This window comes from Streptococcus cristatus (genome assembly GCF_963529205.1).
Lineage (GTDB): Bacteria > Bacillota > Bacilli > Lactobacillales > Streptococcaceae > Streptococcus > Streptococcus cristatus_O.
This window is the reverse complement of sequence record NZ_CAURYF010000030.1, coordinates 1-24,595: the sequence shown is the minus strand read 5'-3', so window position 1 is coordinate 24,595 and position 24,595 is coordinate 1. Positions and strand designations below refer to the sequence as shown.

The 24,595-nt window shown below is 41.7% G+C and carries 19 protein-coding genes and 1 pseudogene; 12 read left to right on the top strand and 8 right to left on the bottom strand.

Going from position 1 to position 24,595, the window contains the following annotated elements; translation table 11 throughout:
* Window positions 1–293 (top strand): annotated as a pseudogene (locus RWS39_RS07505) (C69 family dipeptidase); the annotation flags it as partial.
* Window positions 294–501: 208 nt separating this feature from the next.
* Complete coding sequence (locus RWS39_RS07500) at window positions 502–1,788, top strand: peptidase U32 family protein (RefSeq protein WP_314482031.1); 1,287 nt, start codon at window positions 502–504, stop codon at window positions 1,786–1,788.
* A 146-nt stretch (window positions 1,789–1,934) separates the two neighbouring features.
* Here the strand turns inward: RWS39_RS07500 and RWS39_RS07495 are convergent, their stop codons facing one another.
* Window positions 1,935–2,291 carry a hypothetical protein gene (locus RWS39_RS07495; RefSeq protein ID WP_314482029.1) on the bottom strand — a complete coding sequence of 119 codons (357 nt, stop codon included), beginning with the start codon at window positions 2,289–2,291 and terminating at the stop codon, window positions 1,935–1,937.
* A gap of 89 nt (window positions 2,292–2,380) precedes the next feature.
* Between RWS39_RS07495 and RWS39_RS07490 the strand changes: the two genes are divergently transcribed.
* Complete coding sequence (locus tag RWS39_RS07490) at window positions 2,381–2,596, top strand: YdbC family protein (RefSeq protein ID WP_005590703.1); 216 nt, start codon at window positions 2,381–2,383, stop codon at window positions 2,594–2,596.
* A gap of 9 nt (window positions 2,597–2,605) precedes the next feature.
* On the opposite strand, the gene RWS39_RS07485 is transcribed toward RWS39_RS07490, so the two are convergent.
* Window positions 2,606–3,160 (bottom strand): biotin transporter BioY, encoded by a 555-nt coding sequence (locus RWS39_RS07485; protein ID WP_314482026.1) that lies wholly within the window; start codon window positions 3,158–3,160, stop codon window positions 2,606–2,608.
* A gap of 644 nt (window positions 3,161–3,804) precedes the next feature.
* A complete protein-coding gene (gorA, locus tag RWS39_RS07480; RefSeq protein ID WP_314482024.1) occupies window positions 3,805–5,154 on the bottom strand; it encodes a glutathione-disulfide reductase in 1,350 nt (449 codons plus the stop codon).
* A gap of 212 nt (window positions 5,155–5,366) precedes the next feature.
* On the opposite strand from gorA, the gene RWS39_RS07475 reads away from it, so the two are divergent.
* The 3 genes from RWS39_RS07475 to RWS39_RS07465 are packed head-to-tail and all read left to right on the top strand — an operon-like array spanning window position 5,367 to window position 8,456.
* Window positions 5,367–6,518, top strand: coding sequence for an efflux RND transporter periplasmic adaptor subunit (locus RWS39_RS07475; RefSeq protein WP_314482021.1), 1,152 nt, complete (start codon window positions 5,367–5,369; stop codon window positions 6,516–6,518).
* On the top strand, window positions 6,502–7,200 hold the full coding sequence (locus RWS39_RS07470; protein ID WP_045499278.1) for an ABC transporter ATP-binding protein: 699 nt from the start codon (window positions 6,502–6,504) through the stop codon (window positions 7,198–7,200). Before RWS39_RS07475 ends, RWS39_RS07470 begins: the two co-directional genes overlap by 17 nt.
* Entirely contained in the window at window positions 7,200–8,456 is a 1,257-nt protein-coding gene (locus RWS39_RS07465; protein WP_314482016.1) for an ABC transporter permease, read from the top strand. The genes RWS39_RS07470 and RWS39_RS07465 overlap by 1 nt, the downstream gene beginning before the upstream one ends.
* Before the next feature lie 97 nt (window positions 8,457–8,553).
* Here RWS39_RS07465 and lysS read toward each other — a convergent pair whose 3' ends face one another.
* The 5 genes from lysS to RWS39_RS07440 form a co-directional block, all read right to left on the bottom strand.
* On the bottom strand, window positions 8,554–10,044 hold the full coding sequence (gene lysS, locus RWS39_RS07460; RefSeq protein ID WP_314482013.1) for a lysine--tRNA ligase: 1,491 nt from the start codon (window positions 10,042–10,044) through the stop codon (window positions 8,554–8,556).
* A gap of 92 nt (window positions 10,045–10,136) precedes the next feature.
* Window positions 10,137–10,778 (bottom strand): histidine phosphatase family protein, encoded by a 642-nt coding sequence (locus RWS39_RS07455; RefSeq protein WP_314482011.1) that lies wholly within the window; start codon window positions 10,776–10,778, stop codon window positions 10,137–10,139.
* A gap of 34 nt (window positions 10,779–10,812) precedes the next feature.
* A complete protein-coding gene (locus RWS39_RS07450) occupies window positions 10,813–11,289 on the bottom strand; it encodes an aminoacyl-tRNA deacylase (RefSeq protein ID WP_314482009.1) in 477 nt (158 codons plus the stop codon).
* Window positions 11,289–12,131 (bottom strand): DUF368 domain-containing protein, encoded by an 843-nt coding sequence (locus RWS39_RS07445; protein ID WP_314482008.1) that lies wholly within the window; start codon window positions 12,129–12,131, stop codon window positions 11,289–11,291. The genes RWS39_RS07450 and RWS39_RS07445 overlap by 1 nt, the downstream gene beginning before the upstream one ends.
* 133 nt (window positions 12,132–12,264) lie before the next feature.
* Window positions 12,265–13,110, bottom strand: a complete 846-nt coding sequence (locus tag RWS39_RS07440) for a glycoside hydrolase family 25 protein (protein WP_314482006.1) — start codon at window positions 13,108–13,110, stop codon at window positions 12,265–12,267.
* Window positions 13,111–13,338: 228 nt separating this feature from the next.
* Between RWS39_RS07440 and ftsW the strand changes: the two genes are divergently transcribed.
* The 6 genes from ftsW to pyk form a co-directional block, all read left to right on the top strand.
* Complete coding sequence (ftsW, locus tag RWS39_RS07435; RefSeq protein ID WP_125373284.1) at window positions 13,339–14,553, top strand: cell division peptidoglycan polymerase FtsW; 1,215 nt, start codon at window positions 13,339–13,341, stop codon at window positions 14,551–14,553.
* Window positions 14,554–14,600: 47 nt separating this feature from the next.
* Window positions 14,601–17,447, top strand: a complete 2,847-nt coding sequence (gene ppc, locus RWS39_RS07430; RefSeq protein ID WP_314482004.1) for a phosphoenolpyruvate carboxylase — start codon at window positions 14,601–14,603, stop codon at window positions 17,445–17,447.
* 227 nt (window positions 17,448–17,674) lie between these two features.
* Window positions 17,675–18,679 (top strand): catabolite control protein A, encoded by a 1,005-nt coding sequence (ccpA, locus tag RWS39_RS07425; RefSeq protein WP_005590686.1) that lies wholly within the window; start codon window positions 17,675–17,677, stop codon window positions 18,677–18,679.
* Between the two features lie 353 nt (window positions 18,680–19,032).
* On the top strand, window positions 19,033–22,143 hold the full coding sequence (locus tag RWS39_RS07420; RefSeq protein WP_314482001.1) for a DNA polymerase III subunit alpha: 3,111 nt from the start codon (window positions 19,033–19,035) through the stop codon (window positions 22,141–22,143).
* Between the two features lie 85 nt (window positions 22,144–22,228).
* Complete coding sequence (pfkA, locus tag RWS39_RS07415; RefSeq protein WP_125373281.1) at window positions 22,229–23,239, top strand: 6-phosphofructokinase; 1,011 nt, start codon at window positions 22,229–22,231, stop codon at window positions 23,237–23,239.
* 52 nt (window positions 23,240–23,291) lie between these two features.
* Window positions 23,292–24,595, top strand: a 1,304-nt coding sequence (gene pyk / locus RWS39_RS07410; protein ID WP_314481998.1) for a pyruvate kinase, incomplete at its 3' end; no start/stop codon positions are given.

Genomic DNA, 24,595 nt, shown 5'->3' with positions numbered 1-24,595 from the left:
AGGAAGCCTTGGAACGCTCAGAAAAAATCTTTAAGGAAATCAAAGCAGTCGAAGCAGAGATGGAAGAAAAGATTAAGAAGGAAAAAGGTAAAGATGCAGATCTTGTCTATACAGGCTATAACAAAGCGAACCTCCTAGCTGAAGCAGAAAAAGGAAAATCAGCGGACAAAGCTAGCGATACGAAGAAAGATAGCTCAAGTCAAACTACTTGGATTGTCATCGGCGTATTGGTTGTGCTAGTTGGTGGATTCTTCGGATACAAACAATTTAATAAGAAGAAGGAGGAAGAATAAATTTTGAAAGAAAAGCTAGAAGTTTAAGACTTCTGGCTTTTTTCCTCTCTCAGATAATAAACCTATATCCTAAAATACTTAGTAAGGAGATGAGGATGGAAGATTAGAATTGTCAAAAAACTAGGCTTCATCTTGCTTTTAGCGGTAAATTGCTATAAAATAGATAGGGTTAAACATCAATACTTTTATATTGCAAATAGGAGAAAAGATGACAAAAAAATTAAAACGTCCAGAGGTACTGTCACCAGCTGGTACGTTAGAAAAGTTAAAAGTAGCTGTTCGCTATGGGGCAGATGCTGTTTTTATTGGTGGTCAAGCCTATGGTTTGCGCAGCCGTGCGGGAAACTTCACTTTTGAGCAAATGGAAGAAGGTGTCCAATTTGCGGCTGAGCACGGTGCCAAGGTCTATGTAGCGGCCAATATGGTCATGCACGAAGGAAATGAGGCTGGAGCTGGAGAATGGTTCCGTCGTTTGCGAGACATTGGGATTGCGGCTGTTATTGTTTCTGACCCAGCCTTGATTGCGATTGCAGCTTCTGAAGCACCTGGTCTGGAGATTCACTTGTCAACGCAGGCTAGTGCAACCAACTATGAAACGCTTGAATTTTGGAAAAATCTTGGTTTGACCCGGGTTGTTTTGGCACGTGAGGTTTCCATGGCCGAGCTGGCCGAGATTCGCAAGCGTACTGATGTAGAAATCGAAGCTTTCGTTCACGGGGCGATGTGTATTTCTTACTCTGGCCGTTGTACCCTTTCCAATCATATGAGTATGCGTGACGCCAACCGTGGAGGCTGTTCGCAATCTTGTCGTTGGAAATATGATTTGTACGACATGCCTTTCGGACAAGAACGCAAGAGTTTGAAGGGGGAAATTCCAGAAGAATTCTCAATGTCAGCTGTTGATATGTCCATGATTGATCATATTCCTGATATGATTGAAAATGGTGTCGATAGTTTGAAAATCGAAGGTCGGATGAAGTCTATTCACTACGTTTCAACGGTAACTAACTGCTACAAAGCAGCTGTGGACGCCTATTTGGAAAGCCCAGAAAAGTTTGAAGCTATTAAGCAAGATCTAGTAGATGAAATGTGGAAAGTAGCTCAACGCGAGCTGGCAACTGGTTTTTACTACCATACGCCAACTGAGAATGAGCAGCTTTTCGGAGCCCGCCGTAAGATTCCAGAATACAAATTTGTAGCAGAAGTAGTTGCTTATGATGAAGTGACACAAACTGCGACTATTCGCCAGAGGAATGTTATCCATGAAGGCGATCAGGTAGAATTCTACGGACCTGGTTTCCGCCATTTTGAAACCTATATTACGGACCTCCATGATGACAAGGGCAATAAGATTGACCGCGCACCGAATCCAATGGAATTGCTGACGATTACCGTTCCGCAGCCAGTCCAACCTGGTGATATGGTTCGTGCCCGCAAGGAAGGCTTAATCAATCTATACAAAGAAGATGGAAGCAGTGTGACTGTTCGGGCTTAATCAGGCGCGAAAGCTGGAGTAATGTGCTCATCAAGTAGACCTTGCCTACAAGGTGGATACGAATAGATAGCGGAAGTCCTTATTCTAAAAATTCTGCTATTGCTTTTAAAAAATAAAACTCTTCAAATCGCTTTTGATTTGAAGAGTTATTTTTTGAATTTGCGGCTTTCGAGCCGAATATCTTTTCTCTGGGCTTCACGGATGTTATTGGGAACTAGACTGATGCGCTGGATATCAGGCACACGGATGATGGTTGTCATACTTTTTTTGAAATTCTTGACAATTAGCTGCTGGCGGTCACGGTCATATTTGACAATATCGCCAGTAAAATTCTTATCCAGAAAAATAACATGGACACCAGAATCTTTCCGCAGAGCCAAGTCAATGGTCTGCAGGATGTGACTATTGTCGTCCTCTTCCTTATCTGTCTTTTTATAGTTAATGAACTCATTCGTCTTTTGTAAAATCATTTCGAGATATTTTTTCATAGCTAAAATCTCCATAACTTGTTACAATATATTATATAATAAATTAATAAAAAAAGTAAAATCTTTTACGAATAATGAGATAGAAAGTAGAAAAGAGGTAAAGTATGGCAGATTTTAAATTTGAAATCGAGGAAAAATTGCTCGTTTTATCAGAAAATGAAAAAGGTTGGACCAAGGAGCTCAACCGCGTAAGTTTTAACGGTGCGCCTGCCAAGTACGATATTCGCACTTGGAGTCCTGACCACAGCAAGATGGGCAAGGGAATTACCCTTTCCAATGAAGAATTTCAAGTTCTTTTAGATGCGTTTAAAAACGGGTAGACTGAAAGTCTATCCGTTTTTATTGTCTGAAAAATAGGGATGAAAAGCCAGACTCCTAAACATAGGAATGCTGATGAGAGTGATTGCGACAATTTTTAAAAGATCAGGAAGAATGAAAGGTGTGAGACCAACAGCAATGGCCTTAGAAAATCCCATGTTAGCCAGAAAATAAAGTCCGATTACGCCACCGACGAAGACCAGTGCATCTCCGAGCAGGTTAGCCAAAAAGATCATATAAAACTTGCTATCCTGGCTTGTCAAACTGGAAGTAATCAGCGCAAAGAGCAGATATGCCCAAAGGTAGCCCGCGCTTGGCCCAAATAGAGCCTGAAATCCACCGCTTCCTCCGGCAAAGACTGGTAGCCCAATAGCTCCTAGCAGCAGATAAAGCAGAACAGACAAGACAGCTTCGCGGGTTTTAAAAATGGTTGCAATTAAACCCACGGCAAAGGTCTGTAGCGTAATGGGAATGGTCCCAATGGAGAAACTAAGCTGAGAGAGTACAGCTAGGAAAGCGGCTCCGATAGCTGGGAGGGTAAGAAGAAAAGCTTTGTTCTTGTCCATAATAGTAAACCTCTTTTTTAAATTATGGTAACTATTCTAAATCAAAATAAAAAAAAGTCAAGTCTTTTCATATCAGACTAGACAGTTGTTTGTTTATTTCCGCTTTTTGCGACTCCGAATGAGGAGGAAGATAAAGGCGATTAGACCAAAAATATTAAAGAAAATAATTCCCAGAGCTGCTAATAATTTTTTCGTTCTGCTCATTTCCAATCCCCTTTCTCTTAGTATTTCTTACTATCATATCAAAAATACGGTTTCTTGAATAGCAGAAAGGGTAAAAGATGGCTAGGGAGTCATGAATTTTTTAATAAAATAGGATTATCTAGACAAGTTACAATTTATAAGCTTGTCTAGAAGAAGTGAACCAACTAAATAAAAAAGAGGAAGATTCTTTACATAAATCTTCCCTAATTTTAGAATTAATTTAGAATTTCTTGAATGATAATTGAATTTTATGCTTTAAAATAAAGTAAGAAGTCAAAGAATAAATCCAGATAGTGTGACTAGCTCTATCTAAATGGCATAAGACTTCTTTCTTACAAAAATGTAAGATAAAAATCAAAAATGAAAGGATAAGTTATGGTTGCCTTCTCTTCTTTATTTTATGATAATAATGAGCTTTAGAAAGGCCAAAGAAGAAGCTTTTAGCGCATGGTGACAAATTCTTCGGAGCCAGTTGGGTGGATGGCAACAGTCGCGTCGAAATCGGCTTTGGTAGCTCCCATCTTAATAGCAACAGCGAAGCCTTGGATCATCTCATCTACGCCATAGCCAATGCCATGGAGGCCGACAACTTTTTCATCGTGACCAGCAGTGATAAGTTTAAACTTGGCTTGTTGGCGGTGCTGGGTGACAGCTGAGTACATAGAGGTAAAGCTAGAGGTGTAGACATGAATTTGCTCAACACCATAATCTCGAATAGCTTCTTCCTCCGTCAGACCCACTGTTCCAATAGCGGGATGGGAGAAGACGACAGTCGGAATCGTTGAGTAATCCATCTTAGCATCTGTCTTGCCGTTAAAGAGGCGCTCAGACAGGGTGCGTCCAGCCTTGATTGCTACTGGCGTCAGCTCTTTTTCGCCCGTCACATCGCCTAAGGCATAGATGCCAGGTACGACAGTATTTTGGTATTCATCTACAGCGATGAAGCCGCGGTCATTTAGGGTAACCCCTGCAGCATCAAGAGTGAGCCCTTGAACATTTGGCTTACGCCCAATAGCCCAAATGATCCGCTCAGCAATATGGCTACTACCGTCTTGGAAGTAGAGTTGTAGCTGACCATCAGGAAGTTTATCCACTCGTTCAGGTATCTTGTGAGCATGTAGACTAAGACCAGATTTTTCCATCTCTGCCACCAGTCCATCAATCAGATAACTATCGAAATTGCGGAGGGGACGATCGCGGCGGACAAAGAGATCCGTCTTGACACCTAGAGTATGGAGGACACCAGCAAGCTCTACAGCGATATAGCCTGCTCCGACAACGGCAACAGACTTGGGAAGCTCTTCCCAAGCAAAGACATCATCAGAAGTCTCACCGTATTCGGCACCGGGAATCTGAGGGATGGCTGCATGAGCACCGGTTGCAATCACGATGTGTTTGGCGCGAATCAGCTCTCCATTGACTTCGACTGTGTGCTTATCAACGAAATGAGCGCGACCTTCAATCAGTTCAACGCCGTTTCGTTTAAAACTCCCATCGTAGGATGAGCGAGCGCGGTCAATGTAGGCTTCTCGGTTTTTTCGCAAGGTGGCAAAGTCAAATTGCTGATTTTCTGAAGTAAAGCCATAGTCTGGTCCGTAGTGTTGGATGGCCTCAGCAATCTGAGCACCGTACCACATGATTTTTTTAGGGACACAACCGACATTGACACAGGTTCCCCCTAATTTCTTTTCTTCAATGACAGCTGCTTTAGCGCCATGCTCACCAGCCCGATTCATGGTAGCAATACCCCCGCTGCCACCGCCAATTGCAATAATATCGAATTCTTTCATAGTTAGATAGACGCTCCTTTAATCAATATGAAGTAATTGTACCTTTTTTAGAAAATGAATGCAAAAATCTGCTATGATTTAGAGATCCTGCAGCTTTTTTAGAGGAAAAATGGTCTTTTAGGGATTTTGCCCCTTTTCCTATCACAATATGATAGGTTATGATATAATGTAGTATAAAAGAAAAATGGTTTTCATCAAGAGGAGGAAAATAGATGAAAAAGCTGAAAAAATGGCAGCTATTTAGTATTATCGGAGTTGCTGTTGTAGTTGTATTGGGAGCAATTTCTGCAATAGTCCTGAGCAATCTTAGTTCTACAACAGAACCTAAGGAAGTTGCACCAATTGTGCAGCAGGCAAAAGAAGGTAGCATAGCCTCATCTGTCCTGTTGACGGGAACTGTAACGGCTAACTCAGAGCAGTATGTTTATTATGATGCTACCAAGGGCGACTTGGAGTCCGTCCTAGTCAATGTTGGCGACCAAGTAGCTGTAGGCCAAGCACTTGTTCAATATAAGAGTACAGAAGCTCAAGCAAACTATGATGCCGCAGTTCGTGCTGTCAATAAGGCTGACCGTCAGATTAATGACTTACAGACAAATGGGACGACAGTAGAAAAAACTGGCGATGAAGAGACGGATAGTAAATCCCTTGCTTCTGCTCAACGTACCGTCGATTCTCAACTGGCTGATTTGCGCGATGCACGTTCAGACGCTGTGGATAATATGAACAAGGCGCAAGCTTTGTTGAATGCAGCGACTGTTACAAGTACTGTTGAGGGGACAGTAGTAGAAGTGAATCGCGATGTATCCAAATCAACAACAGGAACCAACCAAACCTTGGTGCACATTGTCAGCAACGGTAGTCTTCAAATCAAGGGAGAACTCTCTGAGTACAATCTGGCTAATTTGTCAGTTGGACAAGAAGTAAGCATTACTTCTAAAGTATATCCTGATAAAAAATGGACAGGTAAAATTAGCTATATTTCCAACTATCCTAAGGATGGACAGCAAGCTTCATCAACTAATACAGGTGGTGCAGCTTCCTCTGCAAAATATCCATTTACAGTCGATATTACAAGTGAAATTGGTGATTTGAAGCAAGGTTTCTCTGTCAGCGTTGAAGTGAAAAACAATACAAACGGGATTCTTGTACCAGCAAGCAGTATCATCTCAGACGGAGACAAGAACTATGTTTGGACTGTCGAAAAAGGTAAAGCGAAGAAAGTGGAAGTAACCTTAGGAAATGCTGATGCTGAAAATCAAGAAATCTCATCTGGTTTGACAAAAGACAGTAAAGTTATCACCAATCCAACAGATAGCTTGAAAGATGGTCAAGAGGTGAAAGCGGATGAAAAAACTCATTGATCTACGAAATATTAATAAAACCTATCGGAATGGTGATCAAGAACTTAAAGTCTTAAAAAATATCAATTTGACAGTTGAAGAGGGCGAGTTTGTGGCTATCATGGGGCCGTCTGGTTCTGGGAAGTCCACCCTGATGAATATTATCGGGATGTTGGATCGTCCTTCTACTGGTGAGTATTTTTTAGGAAATGAAGATGTTGCAAACTTGGGTGATAAAAAATTAGCAAAGGTTCGCAATAATCAAATCGGCTTCGTTTTTCAGCAATTTTTCCTCTTATCTAAATTAAATGCCCTTCAAAATGTAGAACTCCCGCTGATTTATGCAGGAGCGTCACAAGGAAGTCGCAGAAATCTAGCTAAGCAGTATTTAGAAAAAGTAGATTTAGGTACTCGTATGACTCATTTGCCCTCAGAATTGTCTGGGGGGCAGAAGCAACGTGTTGCTATCGCGCGTGCCTTGGTAAATAATCCTTCGATTATTCTTGCCGACGAGCCTACAGGAGCCCTTGATACCAAAACTGGGGAGCAAATTATGGAACTCTTGACGGAGTTGAACGCTGAAGGAAAAACGATTATCATGGTTACTCATGAACCTGAAATTGCTGCCTATGCTAAGCGTCAGATTGTCATTCGTGATGGAGTCATCTCTTCAGATAGCGCTGAGAAGGAGGAACGTGATTGATGCAAAATTTTAAATTTGCCATTAGTTCCATTCTTGGGCATAAGATGCGGGCTTTTCTGACTATGATTGGGATTATCATCGGTGTTGCGTCTGTTGTCGTCATCTTGGCACTGGGAAATGGAATGCAACAGGGAGTCACCAAGAGCATTACCAAAGAGCAGAAGTATGTAAGCTTGCTTTATTCTCCTACTAAAAGTAATTATACGATGGGAGTCAACTTGTTGGAGACCGGTGGTGGTCAAGATGCAGATAGTGAGATACTAGAGGAACCACCTGTTGTCCAAGAATCTTGGGTTAAGGAACTATTGAAGATTGACGGAGTCAAGGGCTATTATGTGACCAACGGTTCGACAGCTGACTTTTCTTATCAGAACAAGAAGTCTGATAAGGTCAACATTACGGGCGTGAATGCTACATTCTTTAAAATTAGAAAATATGAGATTTTAGCTGGACGGACTCTCCTGCCTAGTGACTATCAAAGTTTTTCTAATGTGATGATGATCGATGAAACAGTGGCGAACAGCCTGTTTGGAAGTAGTGCAGAAGCCCTGAATAAAGTAGTTTCAGTTGGTGACAGCAACTACCGAGTTGTTGGTATCTATAAAGATCCCAATGCTGGTCAGAGCAGGAGTATGAGCTCAGGTAGCGCCTTGATGGCTAATACACAGGTGGCATCTGAATTTCATACAGATGAAATTGCAACTGTCTATATCTATGTACCAGAAGTGGATCGTATCAATGAAGTTGGTGTAGAAGCAGCCAAAGAATTGACGGCTCTTTCAGGAGCTCGTCAAGGAGAATATCAAATCCTGAATATGGATACCTTGCTGGAGCAGTACAATCAAATCACAGGAACTATGACCGGTGTTATCGGAGCTATTGCAGGAATTTCCCTCTTTGTTGGTGGTATAGGTGTGATGAATATCATGCTAGTATCCGTTACAGAGCGGACACGGGAAATTGGTTTGCGAAAAGCTCTTGGAGCAACGCGTGGAAATATTCTCACACAGTTCTTGATTGAATCCATGGTATTGACTCTTATCGGTGGCCTGCTTGGTCTTGGCCTTGCCTACGGAATCAATGCTCTGCTAGCTGCAGTCGTGCCTGAAAACGTATTTGGAGGCCCACCAGTTGTCTCTGTCACTGCAGCAGTTGGAAGCCTTGTCTTCTCAGCCATGGTTGGTATTGTCTTTGGTATCCTGCCAGCCAATAAAGCCTCTAAACTAGATCCGATTGAAGCGCTGAGATATGAATAATGTTAGCAAAAGTCTGGGAGACCAGACTTTTTGTCATGCAAAAAATCCCGATGGAATTCCAGCGGGATTTGTTTTTTAAAATTGTGTAAGTTTGAGATCACTTCATTGTTGGGAAGAGCAATACATCGCGAATGGTAGTCACATCTGTCAGCAACATTACGAGACGGTCGATACCGATTCCGAGGCCTCCAGTTGGTGGCATACCGTATTCCAGTGCTTCAACATAGTCATAGTCGATACCAGTTGCTTCGTCATCGCCAAGTTCTTTGGCTTTGGCCTGTGCTTCAAAACGTGATAATTGATCGATTGGATCGTTTAGCTCAGTGAAGGCGTTGGCATATTCTTTGGTCATGATGAAGAGCTCAAAGCGGTCCGTGAAGCGTGGATCTTCTGGGTTTTTCTTAGCCAGAGGTGACACAGCGACAGGGTGACCATAGACAAAGGTTGGCTGAATCAAGGTTTCTTCAACAAATTCTTCAAAGAAAGCATTGATGACGTGGCCTACTTCGGTGAAGTGCTTTTCAAGCGGCACTTTCTTTTCCTTAGCCAAGGCAGCAGCTTCTTCAAAGCTCATATCTTGCCAGAAGTCTACGCCAGTGATTTCCTTGATAGCATCCACCATATGAACACGTTTAAATGGCTCGTTGATCTTGATCTCAGTGCCTTGGTAGTTGACTGGACCATCCCCCTTAACTGCTTTAGCAGCGTGTTGGATGATGCCTTCTGTCAAGTCCATGATATCTTGGAAGTCCGCATAGGCTTGGTAAACCTCGATAGAAGTGAACTCAGGATTATGAGTGGCGTCCATACCTTCATTACGGAAGATACGACCAATTTCATAGACGCGTTCCATACCACCGACGATGAGGCGTTTCAAGTGAAGCTCAGTCGCAATCCGTAGTACCATGTCAATGTTTTGAGCATTGTGGTGAGTAATGAATGGACGAGCAGCAGCACCGCCTGCTTCGTTGTGAAGGACAGGAGTTTCAACTTCAAGGAATCCTTGTCCATCCAAGTAACGACGGATCTCTGAGATGATTTTTGAGCGAGTGACAAAGCGCTCAAAGCTTTCACGGTTGGAAATCAAGTCCAAATAACGTTTGCGGTAGATGGTTTCCACATCTGTCAAACCGTGGAATTTCTCTGGAAGGGGACGCAGAGCTTTTGAAAGGTGAGTAATATGCGTTGCTTTGATAGAGAGTTCTCCCATATCTGTACGCATCACATCGCCTTCAATTCCCAAGAAGTCACCCAAGTCAGCTTTTTTGAAAATCTCATAGTTTTCTTCACCGACCTCGTCCTTACGAACGTAAATCTGGATTTGGCCTTCACGGTCTTGGATGTGGGCAAAGCCGACTTTCCCTTTTCCGCGTTTGGTCATGAGACGGCCAGCAATGGTTGCTGTTTCGTTCAATTCATGTAATTCTTCTTTGGATTTGTCGCTATATTTTTCTTTGAGTTGAGCAGAATTTGCAGTACGCTCAAAACGTTTTCCGAAAGGATCAATTCCTTGCTCAGCCAGCGCGGCCATTTTTTCACGGCGAATAATCTGCTGGTCATTTAGTTCTTCAATATGTTCAGTAGTCATTTTCTTCCTCCTAAGGCTTTCTCTTCTATTTTATCACAAAATAAAAGGAAATTCAGCAATAATTATTGATAAAAATAGAAAAACTGCGATGTTTAAAGATTCGCAGTTTCATCTGTTGACAAGTAATCTAAGTTATTCCAAGCAAGTAACTTGAAAGAGTCGAAATCCTCTGTTTCCAAAATGGTGACGCTAGCGTTGGCCAAACCTCCGTCCTTACGGAGCAAAGATGTTTCGTAACCGAGCAGGCGGCGAATGCTGGCAGTTAGGTTGGCTCCATGCCCGACAATCAATACATTTTGGAAGTCTTTTCCTTTGAGAGACTTCACGAAGGAAATTGTCCGATTGGTAGTTTGATCGACGGATTCTGCGTCAAATAGTTGGGGATCAAACTGGGATAGATCGTGGCGAAAAGCCCACATCTGCTGAGGATAAGTGTTTTCTACAGTAGCAATTTTGGCTCCTTCTAGTTTTCCAAGAGCCCACTCTCTTAGTTCAGGAGTTGGAATGATATCAATTTGATGCTGGTTTTCACTTTGGACAATCTCTGCAGAACGGTATGCGCGCGGCAAATCACTAGAGTAGATTCTATCGAATTGGACGTTCGATAAATGTTTGCCCAAGCGCTTGAGCTCGTCAATGGATGTTTCAAGAAGTGGAGAATCTCCGCTTGCCCCTTGGAAACGCATTTCTAGATTCCATTCGGTTTTTCCATGTCGGATAAAATACAATTTCATATCAAGATCCTTTTTTCCTTTTGAAGCGAATAGCCTAGTCTTCTTTTAAGTCCGCGAACTGTGCTTGAACAAAGTCAGCCAAGTCCTGGGCCTTGATCTGGATGCTGCGGCCTACTTCACCAGCAGAAACAATAATATTTTCGCGACTCAGAGCCGTTTGGTCAATGAAAATTGGGAAGGAGTGCTTTTGGCGAATTCCGACAGGATTATTGGCACCATGGATATAACCAGTCGTTTTTTCTAAATCTTTCTGCGGAATCATACTGACTTTTTTATTTCCTGAAATTTTTGCTAATTTCTTTTCCGACAGATGTTCGGTGATAGGCAGGATGCCAATGACTGTTCCTGTTTTATCTCCGCTTAAAGCCAGTGTTTTATAAATTTGCGAGCGGTCAAATTCCTCTGTCAGGCTATCATCTAAAGCATTAATCTGCAAGCCTTGGTGCTCAATTTTTGCCTTGTTTAAAATTTGCTCAACCAGTGTTTTTTTGAGTTTTGTCTTTTTTGCCATTATTTATATTTCTCTTCTAATTGGGACATCCAAATTCCTAGCCAGATACCTAGTCCAAAGAAAAAGGCGGCAAGAACGAGTGTGAAAATGGATACTCCTGCATAACTAATGCTCTCACTGTTGCCAGTTTGAGGGAGAACAATGAGCAAGGTGCTGGACAATACAATGCCAATGATGAAATGGTAAACGCGGGAATGATAATGTTTCAAAATGTAGTCCATGGCTTTTGAAAAGAGAATCAGAGCCAGAGCGCCACCGATACCGATTGGTAGGAAAGTGCCAAATAAATCCAGGCGTTTAAATCCTGTCAGCATGGGAGTATAGAGCCCTAAAATTAACAGAAGGTTTGAAGGACTGAGTCCCGGAATCAAGATTCCTAAAGCGATAAGAGCACCCGCTAAAACAAAGGACAGGAAGTTAGCTGGCAATGTTCCCACCATTCCATTCAGTGAATAGAGGAAAACGCCCGACAAAATAAAACTAAGCCAGAAGGTAGCAGTATCAGCTCGATCTCTGTCGGATTCCTTGACGGATTCTTTGATCAGGCTGGGAATGGTGCCGATGATGGCTCCAGCAAAGCCCCAGAGAACGATAATCTTGTAATTATCCAGCAAGAGATTGACTGGATAGGAGAAGGCTGCAATCCCTAAAACCATTCCAATAGCCACAGGAATGAAGTAGAGAACATTCTCGATAAAATTTTCTTTGATATGGGCTAAAAAGCGAATCATTCGCTCATAAATCCCCAAAATCGCGGCCAATACACCGCCCGACACACCTGGTAGAATGAAGCCAAGCGCGATAATCATTCCCTTTAAAACTCTAGTAATCCATGAAATCATAATATCTCCCTACATGTTTTTTCATTAGACTATTGTACCATAAAGCTACATACTTTTCTGAAAAAAGCAAGAAAAATATCTTGTACAGAGAAAAAAAGATACAAGATTTCCTAACAATTATCTTGCATCTTTTTTATTTTGGTGTTGAAAATAATTTCTTGTAAGTCTCTTTTTTATCCTGTACAGGAGAGAGCTGATTGAGGTCTAAGTTATGTGGGAAACCTTCCAATTTACCTTCTGAGGTGTATTGATGTAGGTCATAGGGCTGTTCAGTATTTGGAGCAGCGTTATAGTAGCCATCATTATAGCCATAAGTTGGAATCCAAACGGCAGTAAATTTTTCAGTCGAGATACTATGCTCTTCCATAAAGTAGGTTCCAATGTAGATACCAATATTCTGAGCTCCAAGACTTTCAAGCTTGGCACGAAAGGCCTCGATTCCTGCGTTCATGTCGCCCATGGTCTTGTCTTCAACATCAAGCCAGTAAAAGGTAGGCTTATATTTCGAAGATGCCTTGTAGAAGCTCTCAGCCTCTTTTTCCATTTCTTTGATGCTGCCGGCTGCTATATAAGCATAGACAGCTACAGGAATCTCCCGTTTTTGAAACTCTTGGATATGGGTAGCAAATGATTTGTCAAGTCCGTTTAGATGGGTAGCAACATTTTCTTTTTTTGCTTGTGCGCCACTATGCACGCGAATGATGGCCCCAGAAATATTTTCTGACAAGGTATCATAGTCTATTTCGCTGGGCAATTGCCAACCAGAAAGGTCAACGATCGGTTTAGCAAGCAATTCTTCCTCAGGTTCGACCGAAGGAACTGTCTCCTTTTTCTTTTTAGTTGTTACCTGACTGACTTGGGTCTTTTTTGTCTGGGCTTGTCGATTTTGCAGATCAAGCTGGTGTTTACTTATGACAATATATAGAATAAAGCAAGCAAAAAACAGCAAGAGTGCAAGCGGTTTAATCCTTTTTCTCATACTGTTTCATTGTAACGTAAAATAAATAGAAAAGCAAAGTATTTATCTATATTTCCAGCGAAATACGAAAATGTAATCTGATTGCAATACAAGACAAATCATTTTGAAATAATAGAATTTTTGAGGCGATAAATAAGCAAAAATCTTTTGAAGCTATCCTAATGCTTTTTTTTCGAGTCAAAAGGTGGTATAATGAAAGTTGAATTTTTAGAAATTAAATGGTGAAATATGAAAATTGACAAAAAGCATTTATTGAATTACTCAATTTTGATTCCGTACATGCTGTTATCTGGCATTGGCTTGATTGTCGTTTATTCCACGACGAGCCCCATCCTCATTCAAAATGGGCTCAATAGTTTTCGAATGGTTGCCACTCAAGCAGGTTTTTGGCTCTTCAGCTTGGTGATGATTGGGATTATTTACCGAATGAAGCTGGATTTTCTGAAGAGGCCAGGAGTGATTACGTTTGTTATCATAGCTGAAATTATTCTGCTTTTACTCTCACGCTTTATCACAGGAACGATCAATGGGGCACACGGTTGGCTCAAAATCGGCCCAGTTACTGCTCAGCCAGCGGAATACCTGAAGATTATTTTGGTCTGGTATTTGGCTCTACAGTTTTCTAAGAAACAAGAGCAAATAGAAGTATATGATTATCAAGCAATCACCTTTAATCAGTTGATTCCACGTGCCGTTACTGACTGGCGGGTTATTGTTGCTTTCTTGATTGGTCTTGTGGTTATCATGCCCGACTTAGGCAATGCGACTATCTTGCTCTTGACAGTTTTGATTGTAATTTCCACCAGCGGAATTGCTTACAGATGGTTCTCGACCATGCTTGGCGCTGTTGTAGGAGGGTCAGCAGCAGTTTTAGCAAGTATTTGGCTGATAGGTGTCAAGCGTGTTGAGCAAATTCCTATTTTTGGATATGTCGCAAAGCGTTTCAGTGCCTTTTTCAACCCTTTCGACGATTTGTCTGGCTCAGGTCACCAGTTGGCCAATTCTTACTATGCCATGAGTAATGGTGGTTGGTTTGGTTTAGGTTTGGGAAATTCCATTGAAAAACGTGGCTACCTACCAGAAGCCCATACCGACTTTGTTTTCTCGATTGTTATTGAGGAAGTTGGATTCTTTGGAGCTACTTTAATTTTAGCCCTGCTCTTTTTCTTGATTTTACGAATTATTCTTGTAGGTACAAGGGCCAAGGATCCATTTAATTCTATGATGGCTCTGGGAATTGGCGGTATGATTCTGATGCAAACCTTTGTCAATATTGGTGGTATTTCGGGCTTGATTCCTTCAACTGGTGTAACCTTCCCATTCTTATCTCAGGGGGGAAACAGTTTATTGGTTCTATCAGTTGCCATTGCCTTTGTTTTAAATATTGATGCCAATGAGCGACGAAACGCCATGTATCAGGAACTAGAAGTAAGTCAATCCTAAAAAATCTTCTTGTATGTTAGCTCTTCAACAATAGAAAGGTGTAAATAATGTCATTTACAAAATTAGAAAATTATAGCAATAAAGAAATGATTGGAGAAGAAGTTTCTATTTTAACGGACTTGTTGGTAGATATTACCCGAGATATTCTCAGTCCCGACACTTTTGCTAAAATCTCCATGATTGAAGAACTAGCAGTTCAATCTAAATACCAAGAGCTGAAAGCAGTGGTAGAAGAATTATCTACGGATGATATGGTCTATATCTCACGCTATTTTGCTATTTTACCTCTGCTCATCAATATCTCAGAAGACGTTGACTTGGCTTATGAGATCAATCATCAAAATAATATCGATCAAGACTACCTTGGTAAGCTTTCGACGACGATTGATTTGGTTTCAACACGAGAAAATGCGCAAGAAATCTTGGAAAACCTGAATGTTGTTCCTGTTTTGACCGCCCATCCGACTCAGGTGCAGCGCAAGACCATGTTGGATTTGACAAATCACATTCACACACTGTTGCGTCAGCATCGCGATGTTAAAGCTGGTCTGGTGAACGAAAAGAAATGGTTAGCCAATCTCCGTCGCTATATTGAGTTGATGATGCAGACCGACATGATTCGGGAAAAGAAACTTAAGGTGACCAATGAAATCACTAATGTTATGGAATACTATAACAGTTCTTTTCTTCAAGCAATCACGAACCTGATGCTAGAGTATAAACGCTTAGCAGAAGAAAAAGGGATTCATTTGGAAAATCCTAAGCCCATCACCATGGGAATGTGGATTGGTGGCGACCGCGATGGAAATCCATTTGTAACCGCTGAAACTCTGAAATTGTCTGCAACGGTACAGAGCGAAGTTATTCTGAACTACTACATTGACAAGGTTTATACACTCTATCGTAACTTCTCCCTGTCTACTAATCTTTCAAAAACAAGTGAAGCTGTAGCCAAGATGGCAGCTTTGTCAAGCGACAAGTCTGTTTATCGAGAAAATGAGCCTTATCGCCGCGCCTTTCATTATATTCAGTCTAAGTTGATTCAGACCTTACTTTATCTGAAAGAAGGTAATTTCTCTAGTGAAGGGCATCGTTTGGCTGATAAAGCTGAAGCAGTCCTGCATGCAAATGCTGCTACCTCGGTCAGCCATAATGGTAGAGAAATCATTCCAAATTATATCCAGTCTAAACTTAGTGGTAGTTTGGATGAATTACGAAAAGAACAACTTCCATCTTATAAAGATGCGCAAGAGTTTAAGGAAGATCTTCTTGTTATTCGTGATTCTTTGTTAGAACACAATGGACAAGCTTTGGTGACTGGAGAACTTACTGAATTGCTACAAGCAGTAGACATTTTTGGTTTCTTCTTGGCCAGCATTGATATGCGTCAGGATTCCAGTGTTCATGAGGCTTGTGTGGCGGAGCTCTTGGCTTCTGCTAATATCGTAAAAGATTATAGCAGCTTGTCGGAGGAAGAAAAATGCCAAGTCCTTCTTAAGCAGCTTCTGGAGGATCCACGGATTCTGTCAGCCACTCATGCACCTAAATCTGAACTTCTACAAAAAGAATTGGAGATTTTCAAGACGGCTCGTCAGCTTAAGGATGCGATTGGCGAAGATGTTATCAAGCAAAATATTATTTCCCATTCAACTAGTGTATCAGATCTTCTAGAGTTGGCGATTATGCTCAAGGAAGTTGGCTTGATCGATGAAGAAGGTGCGCGTGTGCAGATTGTCCCTCTGTTTGAAACGATTGAGGACTTGGATAATTCTTGCGATACTATGGAGAAATATCTGTCTCTGCCAATTACTCAAAAATGGATCGCTTCTAAAAACAACTACCAAGAAATCATGCTGGGCTACTCAGACAGTAACAAGGATGGTGGTTATTTATCATCATGCTGGACACTCTACAAGGCTCAGCAACAACTGACAGCTATTGGTGATAAGTTTGGCGTCAAGATTACCTTCTTCCATGGTCGTGGAGGAACTGTCGGTCGTGGCGGTGGCCCAACATATGAGGCAATCACTTCGCAACCATTGCGGAGTATCAATGATCGTATTCGCCTGACAGAGCAGGGTGAGGTTATCGGCAATAAATACGGTAATAAGGACGCTGCTTACTATAATCTGGAAATGCTTGTATCGGCGGCTATTAACCGCATGATAAGCTATAAGAAGAGTGATAGTAATACGACCAATGAATATGAGAGAGTGATGGATCGAGTGGTTGATCGAAGCTACCAAATCTATCGCGATCTAGTCTTTGGCGACGAACGTTTCTACGACTATTTCTTTGAGTCTAGTCCTATTAAGGCCATTTCTAGCTTTAATATCGGTTCTCGTCCAGCGGCCCGTAAAACGATCACTGAAATTGGCGGTCTGAGAGCCATTCCTTGGGTCTTCTCATGGTCTCAAAGCCGGGTGATGTTCCCTGGTTGGTATGGCGTTGGCTCTAGCTTCAAAGAATTTATCGATGAAGATCCTGAAAAGAATCTGGCCTTCCTACAGTTTATGTACAAGAGATGGCCATTCTTCCAGTCCCTTTTGTCAAATGTTGATATGGTCCTGTCTAAGTCCAATATGAATATCGCCTTTGAATATGCGCAACTTTGTGAAGATCAAGATGTGCGGGATATTTTCAATACCATCCTCGACGAATGGCAGCTGACCAAGGATGTTATCTTGGCGATTGAAGACCATGATGAGCTCTTGGAAGAAAATGCCTATCTCAAGGATAGTTTGAACTATCGTATGCCTTATTTCAATGTTTTGAACTATATTCAGCTTGAGCTGATCAAGCGTCAGCGCCGAGGAGAACTTTCACCAGAACAAGAACGTTTGATCCACATTACCATCAATGGAATTGCGACAGGACTACGAAATTCTGGTTGATGTATAGGCAGCTTTAAATGATATAAAAGAATCGGCTTTTGAGCCGATTTTTTATTGAGTTTAAACTATTTTGAATCAATAACTTATTTCCTGCGATTTGTGTAAATAAAAAATGAAAAAGTTTTCATATCTGTGCGCTAAAATACTTGAAAGTGTTTACAATTAGTGATACAATGATAAGTGTAGAAAAATGAAAACGATATTTTCAACAAAAGAAAGGAAACTATATGAACACAGACGACACAGTAACCATTTATGATGTCGCCCGTGAAGCGGGAGTTTCAATGGCGACAGTCAGCCGAGTTGTAAATGGTAACAAGAATGTAAAAGAAAATACACGAAAAAAAGTACTAGAAGTAATTGAACGTCTTGACTATCGTCCTAATGCAGTTGCCCGTGGTTTGGCCAGCAAAAAGACGACCACTGTTGGTGTTGTGATTCCTAATATCACGAATAGTTACTTCTCTACTTTAGCCAAAGGGATTGATGATATTGCCGAAATGTATAAGTACAATATCGTCCTGGCAAACAGCGATGAAGATGATGACAAGGAAGTTTCGGTTGTTAATACCCTTTTCTCTAAGCAAGTAGATGGTATTATTTTTATGGGCTACCATCTGACAGAGAAAATTCGTTCAGAGTTTTCACGTTCACGGACACCCGTGGTTCTAGCGGGCACGGTGGATGTAGAGCATCAGTTACCAAGTGTCAATATTGATTATAAACAGGCAACCGTTGATGCTGTGGAACTATTGGCTAAGCGCAACAAGAAAATTGCTTTTGTCAGCGGTCCTTTGGTAGATGATATCAATGGTAAAATCCGCTTGTCTGGCTACAAAGAAGCTCTGAAAGGCAAGAAAATTTCGTATAGCGAAGGCTTGGTCTTCGAGTCTAAATATAGCTATGATGATGGCTACCATTTAGCTGAACGTTTGATTGCTTCAAAAGCCACAGCAGCCTTTGTGACTGGAGATGAGTTGGCAGCAGGTTTGCTTAATGGCTTGGCTGATCGAGGTGTTCGTATTCCTGAAGACTTTGAAATCATTACTAGCGATGATTCGCAAATTGCTCGCTTTACTCGCCCTAATCTGTCTACTATCGGACAACCTCTGTATGACATCGGTGCGATTAGTATGCGGATGCTGACGAAGATTATGCATAAAGAAGAGTTGGAAGAGCGTGAAGTCCTCCTAGCTCATACGATCAATGAACGTAAATCAACTCGTAAATAATAAAATTGATTCGAGATGGGACAGAATTAAATTTTGAAAGAATTTAGTTCTGTCTCATTTTTTGTTTTAGTTAAACACAGTTGCCGAATATAAGAGACTCTGAGTTTCTTCTTTACAGAAATTTAGGTATAATAGAAGCAGGAATGTTGAAAATCATTGCTTGTCCAATCTGCTTAACTGATAGGAATGAAGAGGTCAGGAGGTAGCCAAGATTTGGCATAGATTTTCAGATAAAATGTAAAAATAAAGAAGTGGAAATGAAAATTTTTTGTCTTCTTTTGATTAATAGGGATCATTTGCGGCGGTTTATAGCTTGCCGAATCATTTATCGTAGCTGTATCAAGGAGAATTTTGTGATTACACAACTAGATACCAAGACTGTTTATAGTTTTATGGATAGTTTAGTCTCTATCAAAAAATATGTTCAACGGGCCAAGGACTTGGGCTACAAAAGTCTGGGTATGATGGATGTGGACAATCTTTACGGAGCTTATCATTTTCTAGAGGAGGCAAAAGCGGCAGGACTTCAGCCCTTGCTAGGTCTAGAGATAGAAATCTATAAAGATGGAAATCCTCTCAATCTGCGACTGTTGGCCTTGGATAGTCAGGGCTATCGCAATTTGATGAAGATTTCGACTCTGAAAATGATGAATCATCAAAATTGGGAAGACTTTCAACATCTTTTTAAAGGTTTGGCTCTGATTGTGCCAATCTTTGAGGGCGTGGATCAACTAGATCTTGGCTTAGACTTTTATGTTGGGGTCTTTCCAGATACGCCTAGGCAGGAATTGACTAGGCCAGTCCTGCCCTTGCATACGGTTCGCTACTTTGAGCAGGGAGAATTGGAAACCTTGCAAATGTTGAGGGCGATTCGGGATAATATCAGCTTGCGAGAGGTCGGTCACTTGTCAAGTCATGAATTTTTATTAGCGCCAGAATCTTTAGAGGAAGCTTTCGTTGAAAACTTTCCAGAGAGTTTGACCAACTTAGAGAAATTGATAGCTGATGTTCACTATGAAATCAATACCGACTTGAAGCTTCCACGCTTCAATCCTGAGCGTCCTGCTGTGGAGGAGTTACGTGAGTTAGCTGAGGCGGGATTGGTCAAGCGGGGGCTTGCAGGGAAAGCCTATCAAGCAAGGTTGGATCAGGAACTGGATGTCATTCATCAGATGGGTTTTGATGATTATTTCCTCATCGTCTGGGATTTGCTGCGCTTTGGTCGTAGTCAAGGTTATTATATGGGGATGGGGCGTGGTTCTGCAGTTGGCAGTCTGGTGGCCTATGCTCTGGAAATTACAGGTATTGACCCAGTAGAAAAGAACCTGCTGTTTGAACGTTTTCTAAACCTAGAACGCTATACCATGCCCGATATTGATATTGATATTCCCGATGTGTATCGACCAGAGTTTATCCGCTATGTCCGAGATCGCTATGGTAGCATGCATGCAGCTCAGATTGTGACCTACTCAACCTTTGGGGCTAAGCAGGCTATCCGAGATGTTTTTAAGCGCTTTGGTTTGCCAGAGTACGAGCTGACCAATATTACCAAAAAAATCGGTTTTCGAGACAATTTAACCACTGCTTATGAGCGAAATATAGCCTTTCGTCAGATTATCAATAGCAAGCTAGAATACCAAAAGGCTTTTGAAATTGCTAAGAAAATCGAAGGCAATCCTCGTCAGACCTCAATCCATGCTGCTGGTGTCGTCATGAGCGACGATGATTTGACCAATCAAATCCCCTTAAAATACGGGGAGGACATGTATCTCACCCAGTACGATGCCCACGGTGTCGAAAGCAATGGACTACTTAAGATGGACTTTCTGGGCTTGCGCAATTTGACCTTTGTTCAGCGGATGAAAGAAGCAACTCTAGATAAGTACGGAGTTGATATTGATATTGCTCGTATTGACTTGGAAGACGAGGAAACTTTGCGTCTCTTTGCAGCAGGCAATACCAAGGGTATTTTCCAGTTTGAACAAGCAGGTGCCATCAATCTTTTGAAAAGAGTCCAACCCGTCCAGTTTGAAGAAGTAGTGGCTACCACCTCTCTCAATCGTCCCGGCGCTAGTGATTATATTGAAAATTTTGTCAAGCGCAAGCATGGCCGCGAGCGCGTGGAGATGATTGATCCGAGCTTAGAGGATATCTTGGCTCCAACCTATGGTATCATGCTTTACCAAGAGCAGGTCATGCAGGTCGCCCAGCGTTTTGGTGGTTTTAGCCTGGGGAAGGCCGATATTTTACGGCGGGCGATGGGCAAGAAAAATGCTGCTGAAATGCATAAAATGGAGGAAGAATTTGTCGAGGGAGCTGTTAAATTGGGGCACTCAGAGACTAAGGCCAAGGAAGTTTTTGCGGTCATGGAGAAATTTGCTGGTTATGGCTTCAACCGTAGTCATGCCTATGCTTACTCGGCTCTAGCTTTTCAGTTGGCCTATTTCAAAGCTCATTATCCAGACATCTTCTTTGATGTCATGCTTAATTATTCTAGCTCGGACTATATAACGGATGCACTCGGCTTTGGCTTTGAGCTAGCTCCCTTGACCATCCATAACATTCCCTATAAAGATAAGTTTCAGGAGCGAAAAATCTATCTTGGCCTGAAAAATATCAAGGGCTTGCCAAGAGATTTTGCTTTCTGGATCATAGAAGAGCGTCAAAAGAATCCCTTCAGCAGTATGGAAGATTTTATCTTACGCCTGCCGCAGACTTATCATAAGTTGCCACTTTTAAGCCCGTTGGTGCAATTGGGACTCTTTGATGTTTTTGAGCCCAATCGGCAGAAGATTTTACTCAATCTACCGAATCTTTTTGTCTTTGCGGATGAGCTGGGGAGTTTATTTTCTGATACTAGCTATTCATGGACGGATGCTGAGGATTTTACTGCTGCAGAAAAGTTTGAGCAGGAGCAAGCCCTGATTGGAGTTGGTCTTAGTGACCATCCACTCATTAGCCTAGCTAAGAAAACCCATCATCCTTTTGTCTGGATTGAAGAGTTGGCGGAAAATATCAAGGCGACCATTCTAGTAGAAGTCCAGTCTATCAAGGTTATTCGCACCAAAAATGGTGAAAATATGGCCTTTATGCAGGTGACGGATATCAAGAAAAAGTTAGATGTCACTTTATTTCCAGAGGTTTACCGCCGCTTTGCTCAACTAATCCAAGAAAAAGGCTATTACTATCTGACTGGAAAAATTCAGGAGAGGGATGGCCGACTACAGATGGTTCTAGCAGAGGTGGAGAAAGCAAGCTCAGAACGCTTTTGGATCCAATTAGCTGATACTAGTCACGACAGGCAGATTGCGGAGATCCTGCAGCGATACCCAGGGGATATTCCCGTGGTGCTACGCTATGAGAATGAGAAGAAAACGGTTCCTGCATCAGGCTTTCAAGTTCAAAAATCAGACCAACTTCAAGCTGAACTAGAAAATTATAGCATGAAAACGGTTTTTCGGTAAAAAATCAGGAAAATAAGAGAATTTTTATTCTGATTGTGGTATAATTCTATAAGAATGTTAAAAAGATAAAGGAGCACATTACGAAATGAAACGTATTGCTGTTTTGACCAGTGGTGGAGATGCCCCTGGTATGAATGCTGCTATTCGTGCAGTCGTTCGTAAAGCAATTTCCGAAGGAATGGAAGTTTATGGGATTTATGGCGGCTACGCTGGAATGGTTGCTGGAGATATTTATCCACTTGATGCAACTTCAGTTGGAGACATTATTTCTCGTGGAGGAACTTTCCTTCATTCAGCACGCTACCCTGAGTTTGCAAAACTTGAAGGGCAATTAAAGGGAATCGAACAACTGAAGAAACACGGTATTGAAGGTGTAGTTGTTATCGGTGGAGACGGTTCTTACCATGGTGCGATGCGCTTAACAGAGCATGGCTTCCCAGCTGTTGGTGTACCTGGAACTATTGACAATGATATTGTCGGAACAGATTTCACTATCGGTTTTGATACTGCTGTTACAACTGCAATGGATGCGATTGACAAGATCCGTGATACATCATCCAGTCACCGTCGTACTTTCGTTGTTGAAGTAATGGGACGTAATGCTGGTGATATTGCACTTTGGGCAGGTATTGCTACAGGTGCAGATGAAATTATCATTCCTGAAGAAGGCTTCAAGATTGAAGATATCGTTGCCAGCATCAAACGTGGCTATGAAAAAGGTAAGAAGCATAATATCATTGTTCTTGCTGAAGGTGTTATGTCAGCAGATGAGTTTGGTAAAAAGCTGAAAGAAGCTGGTGATACTAGCGATCTCCGTGTGACTGAACTTGGTCACATCCAACGTGGTGGTTCACCAACTGCTCGCGACCGTGTATTGGCTTCTCGTATGGGAGCGCATGCCGTTAAACTACTTAAAGAAGGTATCGGTGGTGTTGCCGTAGGTATCCGTAATGAAGAAATGGTGGAAAGCCCAATCTTGGGAACTGCTGAAGAAGGCGCACTCTTTAGCCTGACTGCAGACGGTAAAATCGTTGTCAACAATCCACATAAAGCTGATATCGGCTTAGCAGAGCTCAATCGCAGCATTAATATTTAATTGGTCAATCAGGGGTGAAATCCCCAAATAGTAGAAGGAGTTTCTTAATATCATGAACAAACGCGTAAAAATCGTTGCAACTTTAGGTCCTGCGGTAGAAATCCGTGGCGGTAAAAAATTCGGTGAAGACGGATACTGGGGTGAAAAACTGGACGTTGAAGCTTCAGCTCAAAATATTGCAAAATTGATTGAAGCAGGAGCAAACACTTTCCGTTTCAACTTCTCACACGGTGACCACCAAGAACAAGGTGAGCGTATGGCAACTGTTAAACGTGCGGAAGAAATCGCTGGTATAAAAGTTGGTTTCCTTCTTGACACGAAAGGTCCAGAAATCCGTACAGAATTGTTCGAAGGTGACGCAAAAGAGTACTCATACAAAACTGGTGAAAAAATTCGCGTTGCGACAAAACAAGGAATCAAATCAACTCGCGATGTGATTGCTTTGAACGTTGCTGGTGGACTTGATATCTACGACGATGTTGAAGTAGGTCGCCAAGTATTGGTTGACGATGGTAAACTTGGTCTTCGCGTTGTAGAAAAAGACGATGCAAACCGTGAATTTGTAGTTGAAGTTGAAAATGACGGTGTTATCGCTAAACAAAAAGGTGTAAACATCCCTAACACTAAAATTCCTTTCCCAGCTCTTGCTGAGCGTGATAACGACGATATCCGCTTCGGTCTTGAACAAGGTATCAACTTCATCGCGATTTCATTTGTACGTACTGCAAAAGACGTCAACGAAGTTCGTGCAATCTGTGAAGAAACTGGTAACGGACATGTTCAATTGTTTGCGAAAATCGAAAACCAACAAGGTATCGACAACTTGGATGAAATCATCGAAGCTGCTGACGGTATCATGATTGCTCGTGGTGACATGGGTATCGAAGTACCATTCGAAATGGTTCCAGTTTACCAAAAAATGATCATTACTAAAGTCAATGCAGCTGGTAAAGTTGTTATCACAGCAACAAACATGCTTGAAACAATGACTGAAAAACCACGTGCAACTCGTTCAGAAGTATCAGACGTATTTAACGCTGTTATCGACGGTACTGACGCTACAATGCTTTCAGGTGAGTCTGCAAACGGTAAATACCCACTTGAGTCAGTAACTACAATGGCTACAATCGACAAGAACGCTCAAACTCTTCTTAACGAATACGGACGTTTGAACTCAGATACTTTCGAACGTAACTCTAAGACAGAAGTTATGGCTTCAGCTGTTAAAGATGCTACTAACTCAATGAATATCAAATTGGTTGTTACTTTGACTAAGACTGGTCACACTGCTCGTTTGATCTCTAAATACCGTCCAAATGCTGATATCTTGGCATTGACATTCGATGAATTGACAGA

What these genes read in the sequence shown, in the direction of transcription:
- RWS39_RS07500 (WP_314482031.1), top strand. Translation starts at nt 502, where the DNA reads ATGACAAAAAAATTAAAACGTCCAGAGGTACTGTCACCAGCTGGTACG.
- RWS39_RS07495 (WP_314482029.1), bottom strand. Translation starts at nt 2,291, where the DNA reads ATGGAGATTTTAGCTATGAAAAAATATCTCGAAATGATTTTACAAAAG.
- RWS39_RS07490 (WP_005590703.1), top strand. Translation starts at nt 2,381, where the DNA reads ATGGCAGATTTTAAATTTGAAATCGAGGAAAAATTGCTCGTTTTATCA.
- RWS39_RS07485 (WP_314482026.1), bottom strand. Translation starts at nt 3,160, where the DNA reads ATGGACAAGAACAAAGCTTTTCTTCTTACCCTCCCAGCTATCGGAGCC.
- gorA (WP_314482024.1), bottom strand. Translation starts at nt 5,154, where the DNA reads ATGAAAGAATTCGATATTATTGCAATTGGCGGTGGCAGCGGGGGTATT.
- RWS39_RS07475 (WP_314482021.1), top strand. Translation starts at nt 5,367, where the DNA reads ATGAAAAAGCTGAAAAAATGGCAGCTATTTAGTATTATCGGAGTTGCT.
- RWS39_RS07470 (WP_045499278.1), top strand. Translation starts at nt 6,502, where the DNA reads ATGAAAAAACTCATTGATCTACGAAATATTAATAAAACCTATCGGAAT.
- RWS39_RS07465 (WP_314482016.1), top strand. Translation starts at nt 7,200, where the DNA reads ATGCAAAATTTTAAATTTGCCATTAGTTCCATTCTTGGGCATAAGATG.
- lysS (WP_314482013.1), bottom strand. Translation starts at nt 10,044, where the DNA reads ATGACTACTGAACATATTGAAGAACTAAATGACCAGCAGATTATTCGC.
- RWS39_RS07455 (WP_314482011.1), bottom strand. Translation starts at nt 10,778, where the DNA reads ATGAAATTGTATTTTATCCGACATGGAAAAACCGAATGGAATCTAGAA.
- RWS39_RS07450 (WP_314482009.1), bottom strand. Translation starts at nt 11,289, where the DNA reads ATGGCAAAAAAGACAAAACTCAAAAAAACACTGGTTGAGCAAATTTTA.
- RWS39_RS07445 (WP_314482008.1), bottom strand. Translation starts at nt 12,131, where the DNA reads ATGATTTCATGGATTACTAGAGTTTTAAAGGGAATGATTATCGCGCTT.
- RWS39_RS07440 (WP_314482006.1), bottom strand. Translation starts at nt 13,110, where the DNA reads ATGAGAAAAAGGATTAAACCGCTTGCACTCTTGCTGTTTTTTGCTTGC.
- ftsW (WP_125373284.1), top strand. Translation starts at nt 13,339, where the DNA reads ATGAAAATTGACAAAAAGCATTTATTGAATTACTCAATTTTGATTCCG.
- ppc (WP_314482004.1), top strand. Translation starts at nt 14,601, where the DNA reads ATGTCATTTACAAAATTAGAAAATTATAGCAATAAAGAAATGATTGGA.
- ccpA (WP_005590686.1), top strand. Translation starts at nt 17,675, where the DNA reads ATGAACACAGACGACACAGTAACCATTTATGATGTCGCCCGTGAAGCG.
- pfkA (WP_125373281.1), top strand. Translation starts at nt 22,229, where the DNA reads ATGAAACGTATTGCTGTTTTGACCAGTGGTGGAGATGCCCCTGGTATG.